The organism is Aeromonas sp. S15(2024), assembly GCF_041402265.1.
In the GTDB taxonomy this organism is placed as follows: Bacteria; Pseudomonadota; Gammaproteobacteria; order Enterobacterales; family Aeromonadaceae; genus Aeromonas; species Aeromonas dhakensis.
This window is the reverse complement of record NZ_JBGLQY010000003.1, coordinates 281498-302739: the sequence shown is the minus strand read 5'-3', so window position 1 is coordinate 302739 and position 21242 is coordinate 281498. Positions and strand designations below refer to the sequence as shown.

Genomic DNA, 21242 nt, shown 5'->3' with positions numbered 1-21242 from the left:
GGCTTCCTTATTTGAATGAAGGCCCGGAACCACAGATCCGGGCCAGTTGCCTGAGGCCATAGGCTATCGCAAAAGTTTCCTGGCCGCATAGGGCCGCGGCAAAGCCGCGCCAGTCGTGCCCATCATTGCCAGCGGGGACGACGGCGGCAAAACAGGCTCGCTCCAGGGCGGCGAAGTGGGGCGCAAGGGCGGGATCGCGGCGACAGGGCAGGGTGTCGAGACGAAGATGGGGCAGTGGCCAGCGCAGGTAGGCCCACGCCAGCAAGCGGGCCCGGATCTGTTCGGCATCGGCCCGATACAGCGCCTGTTGCAGGCGGTAAAAGGCGTGCCAGCGCGGCCTGTGGCGCCAGCAGGCGCGCAGCAGCAGAGCCCAGATGACCCATAGCAGGCTCTCGTCGTTCGGCCCATCCCGGGTCGGTTGCCCCTGCGCCCCTGCGGTGATGTGCAAGGGGACGGCGGGCAGGCGCGCGTATTCGATGCGCCCGCGCCGGGTATTGAACCAGGCCAGCTCGATGGCGGGCAGCAGGTAGTCGCCGGGCTCGTCGACGGTCAGGGCTTGACGCCACTCGCGCTCGAAGCGCAGCGTCCCCTCGGCGAGATAGCGCTCCTGCTGCTGTTCCCCGTCCGGTCTGGCCTGCACGCCTGCGGGCAGGGTTGTGCTCCCGAGCACTCTGGAGAGGGTGAGGCGGTTGCCATCCCCCCCTTCCAGGGTGAGGGTCAGGGTGCGGATTACCGGTTCGCCCGCTCTGGCGCCGGTGGGGGGATCCAGCCGCTGGCTCAGGGTAAGCCGGCTCGCCACCGGTTGCAGCGGGGGCTCGTCGATCTGCACGAACAGGGTGGCGGCCCGGGCCGAGAGGGGGTCGCTGCCGCCGTCATCCTGCGGCAGGCGCCCCTGAAAGCGGGGGGACTCCAGCGGATGGCGCCCGGCCTCCCTGGCCTGCAACAGCCAGCTGCGGGTCAGCCGGCCCGGCAGGCCGGGGCTCGCCGGGGGCTGCCACTGATCGTTGCCGAGACGGCGGATGGTGAAGGCATCGCTGGCCGGCTCGGTGAGGTTGGGGGCCTCCATGTTGGCGGGCAGCCAGAGGCTGAGCTGATAGACAAAGGGCTGGCCTGGGTAGAGCGGCCCCTGTTGCAGCACTCGGGCCTGCAACTCGATGGGGGAGATGGCAGGGGCTGGCACCAGGCTGCCGCTCTCGGAGCGCGGCGGAAAGGGGATGGACGGGGTCTGCTCCGTTCCTAGCGACAGGGCCGGCACCTGCTGCTCTGCGTCGTCCAGCAGGTGCAGGGGGATCTGCCAGCGGGTCAGGTTTTGCTGCGGGGCTGTGACCCGGCTCATGGTCACCTTGCCCACCGCAAAGCGGCGCAGCAGGGGGGTGATGGCGAGTTCATCGCTCTGGCGCTCGCCGTCCGCTTCGATGATCAGCAGCCAGTCGCGGCGATCGGCACCTGGCAGCAGCTCGGCCCGGGGCGGGGCGGCAAAGAGCTGCGCCGGCAGCAGCCAGAGCAGCAGAAGGCAGAGCGCATGGCAAGGGGCAGAGAGGCGCGTCACCAGGGATCCTCCCCTCTTGTGGGGAGAAGGCCCTTGTCGGCCTCCTGCTCGCGCCTGCGCTGATCCTCCTTGCGCAGCCGCTGCTCCAGCAGCAGTACGGGGGGAGATGGAGGCAGCGGGACATCCGGGGTAGCGGCCTGCTCGGGGGTATCGACAGGCTTGGGATCCTGCGCCTCTGGTGCTGCCGCGGGCGGCTGGGCGCGCAGCAGCGCCAGGTTGTAAAGCGCGTCTTCATGGTTGGGAACCAGTGCCAGCGCCGCCAGATAGGCCTGCTCGGCGGCGGCCAGCTGGCCCAGCTGTACCAGGGCGTTGCCCCGGTTGTAGTGGGCGGTAGCGTTGTTGGCCCGGCCGTAGGCGGCAACGGCCCGGGCGTAGTCGCCGGCCCGATACCAGGCATTGCCCTGCCAGACGGGATCGGTAAAGGCGCGGGCCGCCTCCTGATAGCGCCCCTGCAAGAAGGCCTGCCAGGCCAGGTTGTCCCCGAGCGGGGGCGTGCTGGCAAGCGCCGGATTGGCCTGCAGGGAGGGGGGCGTCAGCAAGAGTGTCCCCATCATCACCAGCCAGAGGCTGCCGATGCGGGCCAGCAGTGCCAGCGGCAGCAGGGGCAGCAGCAGCCAGGGGCCGAGATCCTGCGCCTGGTGCGCGCCTGTGGTCTGACTCATGGGCAGGGGGGCAAAGCGCGGCAATCCCTGCTGCAGCCACTGCAGCTGACCGCCGAGATCGGTTGCCAGCTGCTGCAGCGTCGCCACATCCGGGGCGGGCAGCTCGCGGCCAAGGCCGCCGCCCAGGGTGGCGGGCAGTTGACTGGCCTGGCCTGCGTTGACCAGCAGGATATCGAGACGGGCTTGCACTTCGGGGTGGCAAAAGAGGTTGCCCTGGCAGGGCCAGCTCGCCTTGATCCGCTCGGCCTGACGGGCGGTCAGGTCATCGGTGATCAGCAGCAGGCGGGCCTGCCGGCCGGCGGGGATCTGCTTGAGCGCCAGTGCCACGGCGCGCTCGGGCGCACTGCCCTGTCTTGGCATGATGGCCGGGCGCAGGTCGGGTAGCAGCAGGGCGATGGCCTGCTGATCCCGGGTGGGCGGCATGGCGAGGTAGGCATCCCCGGCAAACAGAATGAGGGCGATGGGATGGGCTGCTTCCTGCCGCTCCCTGTCGACCAGCAGATCCTGCAGCAGCACCCGCACCCGGGTGGCCCGATCCGGCAGCAGGTCGGTGGCCAGCATGGAGCGGGAGAGATCCAGCAGCCAGATGTCGAGGGCGGGGCTTGGCACGCTCAGGCTCTGCTGGCGCAGGGCCGGGCCGCTCAAGGCCAGGATCACTGGCAGGCAGGCCAGCCAGAGCCAGGGGCGCTGGCGCCGCTGCCCCGGCAGCAGATAGGCCTGCATGGCGGGGGCCAGCAGCGGGGCCTGGCGGCGACGGCGCCACCCCTGCCACAGCCAGGGCAGCAGGGCCAGCAACCAGAGTGGGCGCAGCAGGGTGAGCTCCATCATGGGGCGCCTCGGGACGGCTGATCAGGCTGGGCCTTGCGAGTCAGCCGCACCGGCCAGCGCAACCGGGCTGGCCAGCTCAGCAGCAGCCAGGCCAGCGCCAGCGGCCAGGGGTAGAGCTCCACGTTGGGGCGATAACGGGTTTGCGCGGTGGCGACGGGTTCCAGGGTATCCAGCGCCTGATTGATGGCCTCGAGATCCCCCTGGGTGCGCGCGCGGAAGTAACGGCCATGGCCCACCTCGGCCAGTTGCTGCAAGAGGGCCTCGTCCAGCTCGGCGCTGGGATCGCTCTGGGCCGGGGCCAGCGCGGGGGCCATCGCCTCGGCAAAGGTATCCGGATCGGCGCCCACCCCCAGGGTATAGAGGCGAATGCCTGCGGCGGCGGCTCGTTTGGCTTCGCTCAGGGGATCGGCGCTGCCGGCGGTGTTGCGCCCGTCGGTGACCAGCAAGAGGGCGGTGGAGCGGTTGGGAGCCTTGTGCTGGCGAGCAAGCAGGATGGCCTCGCCCAGCGCGGTGGTGCGCCCCACCAGCTCGAAATCGAGCTCGCGGGTGAGGCCGAGCAGGGCGTTGGTCTCCTGGGTCAGGGGCGAGAGCAGGTAGGCGTGGTCGGCGAACACGATGAGGGCGATGCGATCGCCGGGGCGGGCGGCGATGAGCCTGTCTATCTGCTGGCGCACCGCGCTGAGCCGGTCTTTTTGCTCCCCGTCGTCCAGCATGTCCTGGGTGCGCATGCTGTCGGAGAGATCCACCGCCAGGATGAGATCCCGGCTGCTCTGATAGCTCACCTGAGGCGGCTCCTGCCACTGGGGGCGGCAGAGCGCCAGCACCAGGGCGCACCAGCACAGCGCCATTCGCCACAGGGGCTGGCCAGCATGGGGGCGCAGCAGAGGAAAGCCGGCATGGTTCAGTACACCGGGGTCGTGTGCGCCGCTGGGGCGGGGCGGCAGACCAAAGCGCACCAGCAGCGGCAGCACCAGCGCCAGGGCAAACCAGGGCCAGGCGAGGATCATGATTGCCTCCGGATGTGCGCATCTCTTGTAAGGCTTGGCCCGCGCCGCCAGCGAGTGCGCAGCGCCAGCAAACAGGCTGGCGGGCAGATGCAGTGACGTCCCCAGGCGAGGTAGGCCCGGCGCAGCGCCTGGCGCTGCTGCGCATCCGGGCTTTGACCGCCGTAGAGCCAGGCAGACCAGTGCGGGGCCAGCTCGCGAAAGCGGCTGCCTCCCAGAGAATCGAGCCCCAAAGAATCAAGAAAGACAAGCCAGGGCTCGCCCTGCAGGGAGGCAGCCTCGGGCCAGCGCGGCAGCACGGCCTCGCGCATCACGGCCTGCAACCTGGGCACCAGATCGGGGGCCTGCCAGTCGAGCTGCCGCCGCCAGCGGCGATAACGCAGCAGGCTCTGTACGCCGAGGATGATCAAGGTGCCGACCAGCAGGGCGATCAGCAGCCACCACCAGCCCAGCAGGCGAGGATCAGAGGCGAGCTGCAGCGGTGGGCCTGGGTGGATGTCGCGCAGCTGCGCCGCCAGCGGGGAGGTGGGCACATTGCTGCCCGGCACGGCGCTGGCAAGCCAGTTCAGAATTGGCGACATGCCCCCTCCTGCCACTGGCGTTGCAGCGGCTGGCCGTTGTCGAGCCGGTAGAGGCGCTGCACCAGCGGCAGCAGTTGCTGATGGCTCTGGCGGGCCAGTTGCTCGGCGGCTGCTTGATAGCGCAAGGCAAACCCCGGTTCGCCGGCCTCGAGCCAGCCGCTCTGCTGGCCGGCACGCACCGCCAGACGGCCCTGGGTGGGCAGGGCCGCCTCCAGCGGATCGCGGATCTGCCAGCAATGAATGTCGTGGCGCCGACCGAGCAGCTGCAGCTGGCGGCAGAGCGCCTCATCGAGAGGGCTGTGATCGGTGATCAGGGTCAATCTGGCGCCGTGGGGCAAATTGAGCCGGGCCAGGGTATGGGCCAGGGCGTGGAGTGGCGGTGTGCGTGCCAGCCCCAGCCGGTAGTGGTGGCAGAGGGCCTCCAGCAGCGGCACCAGAGAGCCGCGCTGATGTTGCAGGTGTGTCTCCACGCCGTGGCAGATCAGGGTGTTGGCCTGCTTTTCCCCTTGCCAGAGCAGGGCGGCGGCCAGCTCGCAGCCCAGGCGTGCCTTGAGCTGGTGGCGTGAGCCGAAGTACATGGCCGGGGAGAGGTCGAGCAGCAGCCAGTGGGCCTGATCCTGCTCTTCGCTGTAGAGGCGGGTATAGGGGCGACCGAGGCGGGCGGTCACCCGCCAGTCGATGTGGCGCACCTCGTCACCGGCCTGATAGGCGCGCAGCTCGCGAAAGGTGAGCCCCGGCGTGCGGCCAAGCCGCCCCTGTGCCACCGGTTGAATGGACGAGCGTGGCCCCTGCCGGGCCCACAGCCTGATCGCCAGCAACCTGGCAAGCGGCAGGGCGATATCGGGATGGGCGAGGGGATCGGCGGCGCCCGTCATGACAGCAGGGCCTGCGCAGAGGGTGCGAGCGCGCTCAGGGGCATGGGATCGCATCCAGCAGCAGGGTGATGAGCGCCTCGTTGTCGAGGTTGTCCGCCAGCGCCTGATAACTGGGGATGAGGCGATGGCGCAACACGGCCGGCGCCAGCTGCTGAATGTCTTCGGGCAGCACGAAATCCCGCCCGGCCAGCCAGGCCCTGGCGCGAGCCGCTCTGGCCAGACCTATGCTGGCCCTGGGGCTGGCGCCAACAGCGACCAGGGGTTCGAGCTCCGGACAGAGGCCGCTGCCAGGGCGGGTGGCGCAGACCAGCTGCACCAGATAGTGTTCGAGGCGCCCCTGCATCTGCACCGCCTGCACCGCGCTGCGGGCCGCCAGCAGATCGGCCTGGCTCAGGGTGAGCGGCGGCGCCGGCAGGGTGTCGCCGCGAGCGTTTAACTGGAGGATGGCGAGCTCCATGGCGGGGCTCGGGTAGTCCACCAGCAGCTTGAGCAGGAAGCGATCGAGCTGGGCCTCCGGCAGGGGATAGGTCCCTTCCTGTTCTATCGGGTTTTGCGTGGCGGCCACCATAAATAGGGGTGGCAGGCGCCAGCTCTTCTTGCCCACGGTGATCTGATGCTCGGCCATCGCTTCCAAGAGGGCGGATTGCACCTTGGCCGGCGCCCGGTTGATCTCGTCCGCCAGCACTAGGTGGTTGAAGAGGGGGCCGGGCTGAAACACGAAGCTTGCATCCTGGGGATGAAACACCTCGCTGCCGGTGAGATCGGCGGGCAGCAGGTCGGGGGTGAACTGGATGCGGGCGAAGCGCCCCTCCACCGCGCCGGCCAGCGCCTTGACGGCCCGGGTCTTGGCAAGACCGGGGGCGCCCTCGATCAACACATGTCCTTCACATAACAGGGCGATCAGCAGCCCCTCGATGAGGGGGCCCTGTCCCAGAATCTGACTACCAAGATAGTCCCCAAGCTGTCTGAACTCGGCCGCTGCCATGCAATAAACCCGTTGTTTTCATAGAAGTTGATCTTTTTATACTCCAGTTGGCGCACAAGGGCGAGGGAGGGGGCCAAGATGGCGGCAATTTAGTTTCAATCAGCCGTATGAAATTTGTGAGTGGATTGTTAAGATGTGGCGCAATGAGGTCAGACCTCTCCCTTTAGTCTTCTCGTTTAACCAAGGAGCCAGGATGAAAGAGCCATTGAAACTGACGACTCGCCAGGGCGAACGGATTGCCGTCGTGGCGGGTTTGCGCACCCCCTTTGCCAAGCAGGCCACCGCCTTTCACGGCGTACCTGCGGTGGATCTGGGCAAACTGGTGGTGAGCGAGATGCTCGCTCGCACCGATCTCGATCCCAAGCTCATCGACCAGCTGGTGTTCGGCCAGGTGGTACAGATGCCGGAAGCCCCCAACATTGCCCGCGAGATCGTGCTCGGCACCGGCATGAGCGTCAGCACCGATGCCTATAGCGTGTCGCGCGCCTGCGCCACCAGTTTCCAGGCCGTCGCCAACGTCACCGAATCCATCATGGCCGGCACGGTGGACATCGCCATCGCCGGCGGTGCCGACTCCTCCTCCGTGCTGCCCATCGGGGTGAGCAAGAAGCTGGCCCGCGCCCTGGTGGATCTCAACAAGGCGCGCAATCTGCAGCAGCGCTTCAACATTTTGCGCCAGCTGCGGGTCAAGGATCTGCTGCCGGTGCCACCCGCCGTGGCCGAGTACTCCACCGGCCTCTCCATGGGCCAGACCGCCGAGCAGATGGCCAAGAGCCACCAGATCAGCCGCGAGGCGCAAGATGCGCTGGCACACCGCTCCCACACCCTGGCCGCTCAGGCCTGGGCCGATGGCAAGTTGAGTGGCGAGGTGTTCACCGCTCACGTGCCTCCTTACAAGGCGCCGCTGGAGCGAGACAACAACATCCGCGAAAGCTCGGATCTGGCGAGCTACGCCAAGCTCAAGCCGGTGTTTGACCGGCTGCATGGATCTGTCACCGCCGCCAACGCCACCCCGCTCACCGACGGCGCCGCCGCCGTGCTGCTGATGCGCGAAGGGCGAGCCCGCGAGCTCGGTCTCGAGCCGCTCGGCTATATCCGCAGTTTCGCGTTTTCTGCCATCGATGTGTGGCAGGACATGCTGATGGGCCCCTCCTACGCCACCCCGCTGGCGCTGGACCGCGCCGGCATCACGCTCAGCGATCTCACCCTGATCGACATGCACGAAGCCTTTGCCGCCCAGACCCTGGCCAACCTCAAGATGTTTGCCAGCCACGAGTTTGCCCAGAGCAAGCTGGGGCGCGATCAGGCCATCGGCGAAGTGGACATGGACAAATTCAACGTCCTCGGTGGCTCGCTGGCCTATGGTCACCCCTTTGCCGCGACCGGTGCGCGCATGATCACCCAGACCCTGCACGAACTGCGGCGTCGGGGAGGAGGATTGGGGCTGAACACCGCCTGTGCGGCGGGCGGTCTCGGCGTGGCCATGGTGCTGGAGGTAGAGTGATGAGCGAGAAGACTTTTTCCCTGGCGGTGCGCCAGGATGGCATCGGCATTCTCACCATGGATGTGCCGGGCGAGAGCATGAATACCCTCAAAGCCGCCTTCGTGGACGAGATCCGCGCGGTGCTGGCCGAGGTGAAAGCCAATAAAGAGCTGATCGGCCTGGTGGTGGTCTCCGGCAAGAAGGACTCCTTCATCGCCGGCGCCGACATCAGCATGCTGGCGGCTTGTACCAGCGTCAAGGATGCCGAGACGCTGTCGCGGGAAGGGCAGGTGATCTTCGCCGAGATCGAGTCGCTGCCCATCCCGGTGATCGCCGCCATTCACGGCCCCTGCCTCGGCGGTGGGTTGGAGCTGGCGTTGGCCTGTCATGGCCGGGTGGTCACCGATCACGGCAAGACGGTGCTCGGCCTGCCCGAGGTGCAACTGGGCTTGCTGCCGGGCTCCGGCGGGACCCAGCGTCTGCCGCGCCTCATCGGGGTGGCCAAGGCGCTCGATCTGATGTTGACCGGCAAGCAGGTGCGGGCCAAGCAGGCCAAGAAACTGGGGCTGGTGGACGATGTGGTGCCCCCCTCCATCCTGCTGGAGGCTGCCATCAAGCTGGCCAAGAAGGGCAAACCCCGCCACGAGCTCAAGCGAGATCTGCAGGGCAAACTGCTGGAGACCAACAAGCTTGGCCGCAAGGTGCTGTTCGATCAGGCCCGCAAGGGGGTGAAGGCGAAGACCCGTGGCAACTACCCGGCTCCTGAGCTGATCCTGGAGGTGGTGCGCATCGGGGTGGAAGAGGGGATGCAGGCCGGCCTTGCCGCCGAATCCCGCCACTTTGGCGAGCTGGTGATGACCAGCGAATCCGCCGCCCTGCGCTCCATCTTCTTTGCCACCACAGAGATGAAGAAGGAGGTCGCCTATCAGGGGGCCGAGCCGCGCAAGGTGGGCCATGCCGCCGTGCTGGGCGGTGGTCTGATGGGGGGCGGCATCGCCTTCGTCACAGCTACCAAGGCGGGGGTACCGGTGCGGATCAAGGACGTGGCCAGTGCCGGCATTGGCAATGCCATGCGCTACAGCTACGACATCCTGGCCAAGAAGCTCAAGCGTCGTCATATCCTGCGCAGCGAGCTTGAGAAACAGATGAGCCTGCTGACTGGCACCCTCGACTACTCCGGCTTCCACCGGGTCGACATGGTGGTGGAGGCGGTGTTCGAAGATCTCGCCCTCAAGCACCAGATGGTGAAGGATGTGGAGCGCGAGTGCGGCGAGCACACAGTGTTTGCCTCCAACACCTCCTCCCTGCCTATCCACCAGATCGCCTCGGCGGCGGCACACCCGGAGCGGGTGGTGGGGCTGCACTACTTCAGCCCGGTGGACAAGATGCCGCTGGCGGAAATCATCCCCCACGCCGGTACCAGTGCCGAGACGGTCGCCACCACCCTGGCCTTCGCCCGGGCCCAGGGCAAGACCCCCATCGTCGTCAAGGACGAGGCGGGCTTCTACGTCAACCGCATCCTGGCCCCCTACATGAACGAGGCGGCGCGCCTGGTGCTGGAAGGGGAGCCGGTGGAGGTGCTGGACGGTGCCCTGCTCGATTTCGGCTTCCCGGTGGGCCCCATCACCCTGCTGGACGAGGTGGGGATCGACGTTGGGGCCAAGATCTCCCCGATCCTCGAGAAAGAGCTGGGGGGCGAGCGCTTCCAGGCGCCGGCGGCGTTTGACAAGCTGCTGCAAAACGATCGCAAGGGGCGCAAGAACGGCAAGGGCTTCTACCTCTACGGCAAAGCCGCCAAGGGCAAGAAGAAGGTGGACGACAGCGTCTATGGCGTCTTGGGCGTCAGCCCCCAAGCCAAACAGGCCAAGGCGGAGATCGCCGAGCGCTGCGTGCTGATGATGCTCAACGAAGCGGCCATGGCGCTCGACAGCGGCGTGGTGGCCTCGGCCCGCGATGGCGACATCGGCGCCATCTTCGGCATCGGCTTCCCGCCGTTCCTGGGCGGCCCGTTCCGCTACATGGACAGCCTTGGCATCGAGCACCTGGTGGCGCGTCTTGAGCACTACCAGAAGCGCCATGGCGACCGGTTCGCCCCCTGCGATCGCCTCAAGGCGATGGCTGCCGAGCAGCAGCGCTTCTATTGAGGGTGCGCCGCTCGCGGCAACAGCCCAACCGACAAGGAGGCGACCCCAGGGTCGCCTCCTTCTTTTTGGTGCAGCAATGGGAGAGGAGAGGGCCGCAGGCTGACAACGGGTTGAATTGCGTCCATATTTTTCCTCGGCAAGGGATAAATTGTTGATCCAACGCAAAGTAGCCCCCTATTTATTACTTTGGTGGCATAGGACTCAGGCGCTGGTTGGGGTCAAATAGCATCATCAGGAACGGGGAATAACCCCGTCACGAAAGGGACACCCATTTCACTGGATGAAGGACACATAATGAGTCTGCTTGAACAAACCATCTGGACTGTATTGGGATACGGGGCCATGCCCTTTATCTTCCTGAGCGGGTTTGTAGCGGTGGCAGTGACCTGCTGCTTGCTGCTCAATGCCTTCGGGGTCAAGTCCGCCGAGAAGTGATCCGCTTCTTTCGTTCATACCGCCAAATGCCAGTCTTCGGACTGGCATTTGTTTTTGGAGCCTCTGCAGGCTGTTATCTGCGCGAGCCGGGCCAAATCTGTGCTGCTTGAGGTCGAACCTGCCGCCGATTTTGATTACACTGGCGCGCAGTTTTTCGTTTCGGCCCGCTTCCCAAGGTATTCAAGGTTTTCTATGGCTCTCAAGGCAACCGTATTCAAGGCTCAGCTCAGCCTGTCCGACATGGATCGCAATCTCTATCAGGGCTTTTCTCTCACCCTGGCCCGTCACCCCTCCGAGACCGACGAGCGGATGATGATCCGGCTGGCGGCCTTCGCCTGGCACGCCGCCGAGCGACTGGAGTTCACCAAGGGCCTCTCTGCCGATGATGAGCCCGAGCTCTGGCGCAAGAACTATTCCGACGAGATTGAACTCTGGATCGAACTCGGTCAGCCCGACGAGCGCCGTCTCAAGAAGGCGTGCAACCGCTCCCACCATGTGGTGCTCTACCTCTACGGCGGCCGTGGCACCAGCGTCTGGTGGAAGCAGAACCAGGGCAAGCTCAGCCTGCACGACAACCTCACCGTGATTGAGCTCTCCGACAGCCAGACCCTGCCGCTGACCGAGATGGTCGAGCGCACCATGCAGCTCACCTGTACCATCTCCGATGGCCAGCTCTGGGTGAGCAACGGCCGCCAGGAAGTGACCCTGGATCCCGTGCTGCTGATGGGAACCCCCGCCCGCGAACTGTAAAGGACTCGCCCATGTTCAGCGCGCTGCTCAATATCGTCATTCCGGTGTTTGCGGTGGTGGGGCTTGGCGCCCTCTACGGCCGGTTGCGTCCGGGCGGCGCGCTGGGTTACGTCAACCGGGCCAATATCGAGCTGTTCACCCCGGCGCTGGTGTTCTCGGCGCTGGTCAAATACCCGCTGGATCTGATGGCTCACCTCTCGCTCATCGCGGCGGGGGCTCTGGTGATCCTGCTGCCTGGGCTGCTGCTCTCTCTGCTCAGGCTTAGCAGCATCAGCCGACCGGCCCTGATCCTGCCCGCCATGTTTCGCAACACCGGCAACCTCGGCATTCCGCTGATGGTGCTGGCCTTCGGCGAGCAGCAGCTAGGCGCCATCATCATCCTCTTCGTGCTCTCCAACCTGCTCCACTTCTCGGTGGGCATGTTCATCCTCTCGGCCAACACCTCCCGCTGGCTCTGGCTGAAAAGCCCTGTGCTGTGGGCCGCCCTGGCGGGCCTGCTGGTGGCCAATCTGCACATTCCGCTGCCCGAGTACCTGGTGACCAGCGCCTCCCTGCTCGGCCAGATCTCGGTACCGCTGATGCTGTTTGCCCTCGGTATCCGGCTGATGGAGGGGGAGCTGGATCACCTGGGGCTCGCCCTCAAGTGCAACCTGCTCTATCTGCTGGCTGGCGGCATCTCCCTGGGGCTGGCGGTCTGGCTGCTGCCGCTGCAACCGGCCTGGATCCCGCTCCTGATGCTGTCGGTGGCACTGCCGCCGGCGGTGCTCAACTACATGCTGTGCGAGCAGTACCAGTGCCAGCCCGAGAAGGTGGCCAGTATCGTGCTCGGCGGCAATGCGCTCTCGGTCCTGGTGATCCCGCTGGCAGTCTGGCTGGCCCTGCATCTGGGCAGTTGATCCGGCTGTTCTCACCGTTTTCGCGTACCCCAGATGATGTCTGCGGCCTGCTCCTTGGCTTTTCTCTTCCCCAGCCTGCGCCAGCTCTCACTCCCGGTAGTGGGGCGGGTGCAAGTTCCCTTTTCGTGATCCTCGGCGAAGTCGCTGCCATCGAATTGGCATAGTATCTGGCCAGCATGAATCCCACCCGGGGTGGGAGCCAGGGGATTTACAACATGATGTCCGTCAGTAACCAATGTTTGTTGATGCAGATCCAGCCCACCATTTTGCGCTTTGCCAAGATGCTGGCCAGCGTGCTGCAACTGGAAGTGGAAATCGTGGACGCCAACATGGTGCGGGTGGCGGGAACCGGCCCTTACGGCAAGTTCTTCGGTCGCCAGCTGGAGGGGGACTCCCGCCTGTTGCGCTACGTCATCGAGCATCAGCGCGAGAAGATCGTCACCCACACCAGCGATGATCCGGTCTGCGAGGGGTGCAGCTGCAAGGAGAGCTGCCGGGAGCGGGCCTTTCTCGGGGTGCCCATCATGGTGGAGGAGAACTGCATCGGGGTGATCAGCCTGGTGGCCTTCAATCCGGAGCAGCAGGCCCGCCTCAACAACAACCTGCAGGAGGTGTGCGATTATGTGCAGCACATCTCCAGCATCTTCGTGGCCAAGCTGCTCGACTCGCGCGGCCTGTCGGACGGGGTCAACAAGGTCTTCCTGAGCCTGATGAACCACATGGATCAGGGCTGCCTGCTGCTCGATGAGAAGAGCCAGCTGCTTTACGCCAACGAGGTGGCGCTCAAGCAGCTCAACTGCCAGCAGGAGGCGCTGCTGGGCTGCGAGATAGGGCTGCGGCCGCTCACCTTTGCCCAGCAGGGGTTGACCGGTCACCTGCAGCATATCGTCACCCTGGGGGATCGTCAGGAGCTGATCATCGGCCAGCTGCACCACGTACAAGGCCAGCAGCTGTTTCTGATGGCGTTTCACCAGTCCCACGGTACGCCGAGTCAGCCGCTGGAACCCGACGAGGGAGTCAGCATGCTGATCGGAGAGAGCAAGCCGATGCGGGCCCTGAAAAAGCTGCTCCATCGCATCGCCCTGAGCCCCTCCAGCGTGCTGGTGTGCGGCGAGAGCGGCACCGGCAAGGAGGTGGTGGCCCGCGCCATCCACCGGCTCAGCCCGCGCCGCGACAAGCCTTTCATCGCCATCAACTGCGCCGCCATCCCCGAGCAGCTGCTCGAGAGCGAGCTGTTCGGCTACGTGAAGGGGGCCTTCACCGGCGCCTCCAGCACCGGCAAGCAGGGGCTGATCCAGGCTGCCCAGCAGGGCACCCTGTTTCTCGACGAGATAGGGGACATGCCGCTCACTATGCAGGCCAAGCTGCTGCGGGTGCTGGAGCTGCGGGAGGTGACCCCCATCGGCGCCAGCCGGCCGGTGCCGGTGGACATCCGTATCATAGCCGCGACCCATCAGCATCTGGAGCAGTACATCGCCGAGGGCAAGTTTCGCGAGGATCTCTTCTATCGCCTCAACGTCATTCCCATCCACCTGCCGCCCCTGCGTGAGCGGGAGGGGGACGTGGCGCTGCTGACCCACTACTTCCTCAACCTGCACACCAGCCGCATCGGTCTGCTGTATCCGGGACTGAGCCCGGAGGTGATGGCGCTGCTCGAGGGCTACCGCTGGCCCGGCAACGTGCGCGAGCTCAGCAACCTCATCGAGTACCTGGTGAACGTGGTGCAGGCGGGGGAGGTGATCGAGAGCATCCTGTTGCCCCCCAATATCCTGCGCAACCAGCGCAGTGGGGCGGACGAGCCGCCACGCAGCACGGTGCAAATCGCGCCCATACCGCTCTCGCCCGACCCTTATCCCCATGGCGTGCTGGCCGATCCTGCGCTCAGCCCTGCCGCTGGCAACCCGGCATCGGCTACGGGGGCGCCCTGGTCATCGCCAGAGGCAAGCCTGCCAGATCCGGCCGCCGGTCAGGTCGAGCGCGGGTTGGCGCTGCCACTTGGTGAAAACGGGCTGGAGAACATGGAAAAGCAGATGATAGAGGAGACCCTGCTGCGCCTTGGCAACAAGAAGCTGGCCGCCCAGGCACTCGGGATCGGCATCGCCACCCTCTATCGCAAGATAAAGAAGTACGAGATAGCCGTGCAGGCCTGATCCCGCAGCGGGTCGCCTGACGGCTCCGCTTCACCGCGCCGCGACCGACAATCGCGGCGTTATCATTATGAGAATGTGGCCCCGCTTTCTATCAATTGGCAGGCTGTGGTGATAGCCGGACTGATAATTATCAGGGCCGGCTTCGTTTCTTCTCGCACTATTCTCGCGCTATTTCAGTGGCACTCAGCCATCCGCTTGAAAATAAGTCGGCTCACCTGCCTTGGCGGGGCGCCATATAGCCTCAGGCTGTGCGCCGGCTCACATTCAAGACGCCTTTTCTGGTTATTTCCCGCTTATTTATGCGTTGGCACGCTTATTGATTGCCCTTATTTGACGCTGACCGATGAACTCACCCAATGGCCCTTGTTTCGGTGACCTGTGAGTGGAAGGGGAGCAATGCATTTCTCATCAACAGATTGGGGCTAACGATGAAAGCAGTGAACCAGTTAATCAAAGAGATCAATGAACTCAAGTCCAACCTGCATGAAAAAGATTTCCTGCTGACCTGGGAGCAGACCCCTCAGGAGCTGGCGCTGGTGCTCAAACTGGCCGAGGCCCTCAAGGGACTGCGCGCCGAAAACATCGCCACCAAGCTGTTCAATACCGGTCTTGGCATCTCGGTGTTTCGCGACAACTCCACCCGTACCCGTTTCTCCTACGCCTCCGCCCTCAACCTGCTCGGCCTGACCCAGCAGGATCTGGACGAGGGCAAGTCCCAGATAGCCCACGGCGAGACCGTCCGTGAAACCGCCAACATGATCTCCTTCTGCGCCGACGCCATCGGCATTCGCGACGACATGTACCTGGGGGCCGGCAACGCCTACATGCGTGAAGTGGGCGCTGCGCTCGACGAAGGGTTCGAGAAGGGAGTGCTGCCCCAGCGCCCGGCGCTGGTCAACCTTCAGTGCGACATTGATCACCCGACCCAGTCCATGGCTGATCTTGCCTGGTTGCAGGAGCACTTCGGCAGCCTGGAAAACCTCAAGGGCAAGAAGATTGCCATGACCTGGGCCTACTCGCCGAGCTACGGCAAGCCGCTTTCCGTGCCGCAGGGCATCATCGGCCTGATGACCCGCTTTGGCATGGATGTGACCCTGGCCCATCCAGAGGGGTATGACCTGATCCCGGACGTGATCGAAGTGGCCAAGGAGAATGCCAAGGCATCCGGCGGCAGCTTCCGTCAGGTCACCTCCATGGAAGAGGCGTTCAAGGATGCCGACATCGTCTATCCCAAGTCCTGGGCGCCCTACCAGGTGATGGAGCAGCGCACCGAGCTGCTGCGGGCCAACGATCACGCGGGCCTCAAGGCGCTGGAGCAGCATTGTCTGGCGCAAAACGCCAAGCACAAGGATTGGCACTGCACCGAAGAGATGATGGCCCTCACCAAGGGGGGCGAGGCGCTCTATATGCACTGCCTGCCGGCGGATATTTCCGGCGTCTCCTGCAAGGAAGGGGAAGTGAGTGAAGGGGTATTCGAGAAATACCGCATCGCCACTTATAAAGAGGCGAGCTGGAAGCCCTATATTATCGCCGCCATGATTGTCGCCCGTAAATTCTCGGCACCGGGCGCCGCCCTCGAAGGCTTGATAAAAGAGGCGCAAAAACGCGTCAAATAATGGCCTGGCCGGGCGGGAAATAATGCCCGGCCGTCGTCATCACGCAATGATTGTCATGGGTTCTCTCCCCGGGGCGCTTTTCACTCGATGATCCCCGGCGAGATGACTCTTTGCGAGGTATTCATGTCCCAATTTTCCCTGAAGATGGAGATTGCCGATAACCGTTTCTTTACCGGTGAGTCGCTGCCCCTGTTTTCCCGTATCGAGGCGCAAAAGGCCCGCGCCTTTCATAAAAAACTGGCCGGTTATGAGCCCACCCCCCTGTGCGATCTGAAAGCGCTCGCCGCCTATATCGGGGTGAAGAACATCCTGGTGAAGGATGAGTCCAAACGCTTTGGCCTCAACGCCTTCAAGATGCTGGGGGGCGTCTACGCCATCGCCAACCTGCTCTGTGAAAAATACGGGGTGGCGGTGGAAGATTTCACCTTCGATCTCATCAAGCGCACCATCAAGGAGCCGATGACCTTCGCCACTACCACCGACGGCAACCACGGTCGTGGCGTCGCCTGGGCCGCCAAGCAGGTGGGCCAGCATGCGGTGGTCTACATGCCCAAGGGCTCGGCCCAGGAGCGGGTGGACCACATTCTGGCGCTGGGGGCCGAGTGCATCGTCACCGACATGAACTACGACGACACCGTGCGCCTGACCATGAAGATGGCCGAGGAGCGCGGCTGGTACATAGTGCAGGACACCGCCTGGGAGGGGTACACCAAGATCCCGACCTGGATCATGCAGGGCTACGCCACCCTGGCCGACGAAGCGGTCGAGCAGATGCAGGCCATGGGCATCAAACAGCCCACCCACGTGCTGCTGCAGGCCGGGGTCGGGGCGCTGGCGGGCGGCGTGCTCGGCTATCTGGTGGACTGCTTCGGGGCGAAGAACCTGCACAGCATAGTCGTCGAGCCGGATCAGGCCGACTGCATCTACCGCTCCGGCGTGGCGGGGGAGATGGTCAACGTGGGGGGCGACATGCGCACCATCATGGCCGGTCTCGCCTGCGGTGAACCCAATCCCCTCGGCTGGCCGGTGTTGCGCGGCTGCACTACCCAGTTCATCTCCTGTCACGACAAGGTCTCGGCGCTCGGCATGCGAGTGCTCGGCAACCCCCTTGGCGATGATCCCCGCATCATCTCCGGCGAATCCGGCTCGGTCGGCACCGGCGTGCTGGCGGCGGTGCGCCACCACCCGGATCGCGCGGCGCTGATGGCCCGGCTGGGGCTCGATGAGCAGTCGGTGGTGCTGGTGATCAACACCGAAGGGGACACCGACGTGGCCCATTACCGGGAAGTGGTGTGGGAAGGCAAGCACCCTGCCTGCGGGTAATCCCGCCTGCAAATGAAAGAGGCACGAATTGAAACAGGATGGTGCCCGGCGGGTGCCATGACGAGTAGCGGGCGGGAGGCGTACTCCCGTACCCCCAGGTTGGTTATGGAGAGACACAATGAGCAAGCAAATTCCGTTTGAAATGGTGTTGGAGAAGGCCTACCAGTACAAGGCCGATATGACTCAGTTCCTACGCGACATGATCGCCATCCCGAGCGAGAGCTGCGATGAAGAGCGGGTGGTGCTGCGCATCAAGCAGGAGATGGAGAAGGTCGGCTTCGACAAGGTGGAGATCGACCCCATGGGCAACGTGCTGGGCTATATCGGCCACGGCCCGCACCTGATCGCCATGGATGCCCACATCGATACCGTGGGCGTAGGCAACATGGCCAACTGGACCTTCGACCCCTATGAGGGGATGGAGGATCACGAGATCATCGGTGGTCGCGGCGCCTCCGATCAGGAAGGGGGTATGGCCTCCATGGTCTACGCCGGCAAGATCATCAAGGATCTGGGACTGGAAGACGAGTACACCCTGCTGGTGACCGGCACCGTGCAGGAGGAGGACTGCGACGGTCTGTGCTGGCAGTACATCATCGAGCAGAACAAGATCCGCCCCGAATTCGTGGTCAGTACCGAGCCGACCGACTGCCAGATCTACCGTGGCCAGCGTGGCCGCATGGAGATCCGCGTGGAGGTGCAGGGGGTGAGCTGCCACGGCTCCGCGCCGGAGCGCGGTGACAACGCCATCTTCAAGATGGGCCCGATCCTCGGTGAATTGCAGGAGCTCAGCCACAACCTCGGCAATGACGACTTCCTCGGCAAGGGCACCCTGACCGTCTCCGAGATCTTTTTCACTTCGCCAAGCCGCTGCGCGGTGGCGGACAGCTGCGCCGTCTCCATCGATCGTCGTCTCACCTGGGGCGAGACCTGGCAAGGGGCGCTCGACGAGATCCGCGCCCTGCCTGCAGTGCAAGCCGCCGGTGCCGAGGTCTCCATGTACCAGTACGACCGTCCGGCCTACACCGGCCTGGTCTACCCGACCGAGTGCTACTTCCCGACCTGGAAGGTGGAAGAAGATCACATCACGGTCAAAACCCTCTCCAAGGCGTACACCCAGCTGTTCAACAAGGCGCCGGTGGTGGACAAGTGGACCTTCTCGACCAACGGGGTCTCCATCATGGGTCGCCACGGCATTCCGGTCATCGGCTTTGGCCCGGGCAAAGAGCCGGAAGCCCACGCGCCGAACGAGAAAACCTGGAAGGAGCATCTGGTCAAGTGCGCCGCCATGTACGCCGTGATCCCCATGCTCTATCTGGCCGAGCTGGACAAGTAAGAGCGCAGGGCAGGGAGGCTGGCATCCCTGTCCACCATGATCAGCCCCGCTCAGGCGGGGCTTGCTGCGTGAAGGGCAACAGGAGCTGAGGGGGAGTGGATGAAACGGCTGATCAAGAACGGCGTGCTGGTCGATGCGCAGGGTGAATATCGTCAGGATCTGCTGATCGAGAACGGGGTGATCCTTGCGCGCGCCGCCGCTATCGAGCCCGATGGCGAGACCGAGCTGATCGATGCCAGCGGCTGCTACGTGATGCCGGGCGGCATCGACGTCCATACCCACTTCAACATCGATGTGGGGATTGCCCGCAGTTGCGATGATTTTTTCAGCGGTACCCGTGCCGCCGCCTGTGGTGGCACCACCACCATCGTCGATCACATGGGATTTGGCCCGGCAGGGTGCAATCTGCATCACCAGCTGGCCCGCTATCACGACTATGCCGCCGATCAGGCCGTGGTCGACTACAGCTTTCACGGCGTTGTCCAGCATGTGGATGACGCCATCCTCCACGAGATGGCCGCCATGGTGCAGGAGGAGGGGATCAGCAGCTTCAAGCTCTATCTCACCTACCAGTACAAGCTGGGTGATCACGACGTGCTGCGTGCGCTGGCCCGCCTCAAGGAGGTGGGGGCGCTCGCCACCGTCCACCCCGAGAACGACGCCGCCATCGCGGCGCGCCGTGTGGCCCTGCTGGCCGCGGGTCACCATGAACCCTGGTATCACCCACAGAGTCGCCCGCTGGAGTGCGAAGCCGAGGCGGTGGCCCGGATGATCAATCTGGCGGGGCTCGCTGGCAATGCGCCGCTCTATATCGTCCACCTCTCCAATGGCTTGGGACTGGAGTATCTGAAACTGGCGCGTCGTCAGGGGCAGCCTGTCTGGGTGGAGACCTGCCCGCAATATCTGCTGCTCGATGAGCAGTGTTATTACAAGGAGAACGGGGTCGACTATCTGCTGAGCCCGCCGCTGCGCTCACGCCGCGAGCAGGACAAGCTGTGGGTCGGCATCGCAGCTGGCGATATCGACACCGTCGCGACCGATCACTGCAACTTCTCCCACGTCCAGCGCATGACCCTCTCGGGGGGCGATTTCAGCCGCTGCCCCAACGGCTTGCCCGGGGTCGAAAACCGGATGCTGCTGCTCTTTGCCCACGGGGTATTGGGCGGGCGCATCTCGCCGTCCCGCTTCGTGGCCCTCACCAGCGCCAACCCGGCGCGCCTGTTTGGCCTCTGGCCGCGCAAGGGCAACCTGCAACCGGGGTCTGACGCTGATCTGGTGCTGATGGATCCCCGCGGTGACACCCTGATTTCTCACCCACTGCTGCATGACAACGGCGACTACAGCCCCTACGAGGGGATGTGCTGCCCCGGCCGGATCAGGATGACCCTGAGCCGTGGCGAGATAGTCGCTCGCGATGGCGGGTTTCTGGGGCGGCGTGGTCACGGCCGTTTTCTGGCCAGAGCGCCCTTTGACCCGGCGTTGGCGCCGGAGCTGCACTCGCCTTGCCCCACAGTGGCAGGCTGACAATCCGTTCGAAATACGCAAATCAACAAGGTTATGTGAACAACGAAAGGTGGGCCGGTATTGCGCCGGCTTGTCCCATCACTGGAGATAACAAGATGAAACAGAGAATCGTACTGGCCCTTGGTGGCAATGCGCTGGGCAACAACCTGCCCGAGCAGATGAAGGCGGTGCAGAGCACGGCAGGCACCATTGCCGACCTGATCGCCCAAGGGCACGAGGTGGTGGTCACCCACGGCAACGGGCCGCAGGTGGGGATGATCCAGCAGGCGTTCGAGGTGGCGGCACGCCACGAGCCAAAATCCCCCCATCTGCCGATGTCGGTCTGCGTGGCCCTGAGTCAGGGCTACATCGGCTATGACCTGCAAAACGCCCTGCGCGAGGCCCTGCTGGAACGCGGCATCCACAAGCCGGTTGCTACTCTGGTGACCCAGGTGGAGGTGGATAAAAACGATCCCGCCTTCCTCGACCCAAGCAAGCCCATCGGCGGCTTCTTCAGCAAGGAGGAGGCCGAGGCGCTGATGGCCAAGGGCGAGCGGCTCAAAGAGGATGCCGGCCGTGGCTATCGCCGGGTAGTGGCATCCCCCAAACCCGTCGATATCATCGAGAAAGAGACCGTCTCTGCCATACTGGCTGCCGGTCAGGTGGTGATCACCGTCGGGGGCGGCGGTATTCCGGTGCTGCGCGAGGGCAATCACCTGCGCGGTGCCAGCGCGGTGATCGACAAGGATTGGGCCAGTGCCAGGCTGGCGGAGCTTATCGACGCCGACATGCTGATCATCCTTACCGCGGTAGAGAAGGTCGCCATCAACTTCGGCAAGCCCGATGTGCAGTGGCTCGATACCCTGAGCGTGGCAGATGCCAACAGCTTTATTGCACAGGGGCAGTTTGCCAAGGGATCCATGCTGCCCAAGGTGGAGGCGGCGCTCTCGTTCGCCACCTCCATGGTGGGGCGCAGATCCCTGATCACCCTGCTGGAGAAGGCCGCCGACGGCATTGCCGGCAAGACCGGCACCCTGATAAGCCTGTAGCCTCGTCTTTGATGGTTGCAAACAGGGGGCCCAAGGCCCCCTTTCTGTTGGCCGGCGTCAGGGATTGGCTGAG

At 64.7% G+C, this 21242-nt stretch carries 17 protein-coding genes; 11 read left to right on the top strand and 6 right to left on the bottom strand.

Annotated features, from left to right (window positions below):
* Positions 1-7: 7 nt before the first annotated feature.
* The 6 genes from ACB033_RS08625 to ACB033_RS08600 are packed head-to-tail and all read right to left on the bottom strand — an operon-like array spanning position 8 to position 6484.
* Positions 8-1549, bottom strand: a complete 1542-nt coding sequence (locus ACB033_RS08625; protein ID WP_139724565.1) for a BatD family protein — start codon at positions 1547-1549, stop codon at positions 8-10.
* On the bottom strand, positions 1546-3036 hold the full coding sequence (locus ACB033_RS08620) for a tetratricopeptide repeat protein (RefSeq protein ID WP_139724571.1): 1491 nt from the start codon (positions 3034-3036) through the stop codon (positions 1546-1548). The genes ACB033_RS08625 and ACB033_RS08620 overlap by 4 nt, the downstream gene beginning before the upstream one ends.
* The gene (locus tag ACB033_RS08615; RefSeq protein WP_139724567.1) at positions 3036-4046 is read right to left on the bottom strand and encodes a VWA domain-containing protein; all 1011 of its coding nucleotides are present in this window, start codon (positions 4044-4046) and stop codon (positions 3036-3038) included. The genes ACB033_RS08620 and ACB033_RS08615 overlap by 1 nt, the downstream gene beginning before the upstream one ends.
* Positions 4043-4624, bottom strand: coding sequence for a DUF4381 domain-containing protein (locus ACB033_RS08610; RefSeq protein WP_126881785.1), 582 nt, complete (start codon positions 4622-4624; stop codon positions 4043-4045). Before ACB033_RS08610 ends, ACB033_RS08615 begins: the two co-directional genes overlap by 4 nt.
* A complete protein-coding gene (locus ACB033_RS08605) occupies positions 4609-5499 on the bottom strand; it encodes a DUF58 domain-containing protein (RefSeq protein WP_192897157.1) in 891 nt (296 codons plus the stop codon). The genes ACB033_RS08610 and ACB033_RS08605 overlap by 16 nt, the downstream gene beginning before the upstream one ends.
* 34 nt (positions 5500-5533) lie before the next feature.
* Positions 5534-6484, bottom strand: coding sequence for a MoxR family ATPase (locus ACB033_RS08600; RefSeq protein WP_126881787.1), 951 nt, complete (start codon positions 6482-6484; stop codon positions 5534-5536).
* Between the two features lie 193 nt (positions 6485-6677).
* On the opposite strand from ACB033_RS08600, the gene fadI reads away from it, so the two are divergent.
* The 11 genes from fadI to arcC all read left to right on the top strand — a co-directional run bounded on the left by fadI (position 6678) and on the right by arcC (position 21169).
* Positions 6678-7988 (top strand): acetyl-CoA C-acyltransferase FadI, encoded by a 1311-nt coding sequence (fadI, locus tag ACB033_RS08595; protein ID WP_017782779.1) that lies wholly within the window; start codon positions 6678-6680, stop codon positions 7986-7988.
* Complete coding sequence (fadJ, locus tag ACB033_RS08590; protein ID WP_126881788.1) at positions 7988-10111, top strand: fatty acid oxidation complex subunit alpha FadJ; 2124 nt, start codon at positions 7988-7990, stop codon at positions 10109-10111. Before fadI ends, fadJ begins: the two co-directional genes overlap by 1 nt.
* A 294-nt stretch (positions 10112-10405) precedes the next feature.
* Positions 10406-10546, top strand: coding sequence for a TIGR02808 family protein (locus ACB033_RS08585; RefSeq protein ID WP_005301193.1), 141 nt, complete (start codon positions 10406-10408; stop codon positions 10544-10546).
* 192 nt (positions 10547-10738) lie between these two features.
* On the top strand, positions 10739-11296 hold the full coding sequence (locus tag ACB033_RS08580) for a YaeQ family protein (RefSeq protein WP_162519888.1): 558 nt from the start codon (positions 10739-10741) through the stop codon (positions 11294-11296).
* 11 nt (positions 11297-11307) lie between these two features.
* The gene (locus ACB033_RS08575) at positions 11308-12192 is read left to right on the top strand and encodes an AEC family transporter (RefSeq protein ID WP_024945339.1); all 885 of its coding nucleotides are present in this window, start codon (positions 11308-11310) and stop codon (positions 12190-12192) included.
* Positions 12193-12407: 215 nt separating this feature from the next.
* Positions 12408-14342, top strand: coding sequence for a sigma 54-interacting transcriptional regulator (locus ACB033_RS08570; protein WP_139725571.1), 1935 nt, complete (start codon positions 12408-12410; stop codon positions 14340-14342).
* Positions 14343-14770: 428 nt separating this feature from the next.
* Positions 14771-15958, top strand: a complete 1188-nt coding sequence (ygeW, locus tag ACB033_RS08565; protein ID WP_139725570.1) for a knotted carbamoyltransferase YgeW — start codon at positions 14771-14773, stop codon at positions 15956-15958.
* A gap of 123 nt (positions 15959-16081) precedes the next feature.
* Positions 16082-17281 (top strand): diaminopropionate ammonia-lyase, encoded by a 1200-nt coding sequence (gene dpaL, locus ACB033_RS08560; RefSeq protein ID WP_060389303.1) that lies wholly within the window; start codon positions 16082-16084, stop codon positions 17279-17281.
* 118 nt (positions 17282-17399) lie between these two features.
* Positions 17400-18617, top strand: coding sequence for a YgeY family selenium metabolism-linked hydrolase (locus tag ACB033_RS08555; RefSeq protein ID WP_139725569.1), 1218 nt, complete (start codon positions 17400-17402; stop codon positions 18615-18617).
* Between the two features lie 99 nt (positions 18618-18716).
* A complete protein-coding gene (hydA, locus tag ACB033_RS08550) occupies positions 18717-20141 on the top strand; it encodes a dihydropyrimidinase (protein WP_139725568.1) in 1425 nt (474 codons plus the stop codon).
* Between the two features lie 95 nt (positions 20142-20236).
* Positions 20237-21169, top strand: coding sequence for a carbamate kinase (arcC, locus tag ACB033_RS08545; protein WP_139725567.1), 933 nt, complete (start codon positions 20237-20239; stop codon positions 21167-21169).
* Positions 21170-21242: the final 73 nt, after the last annotated feature.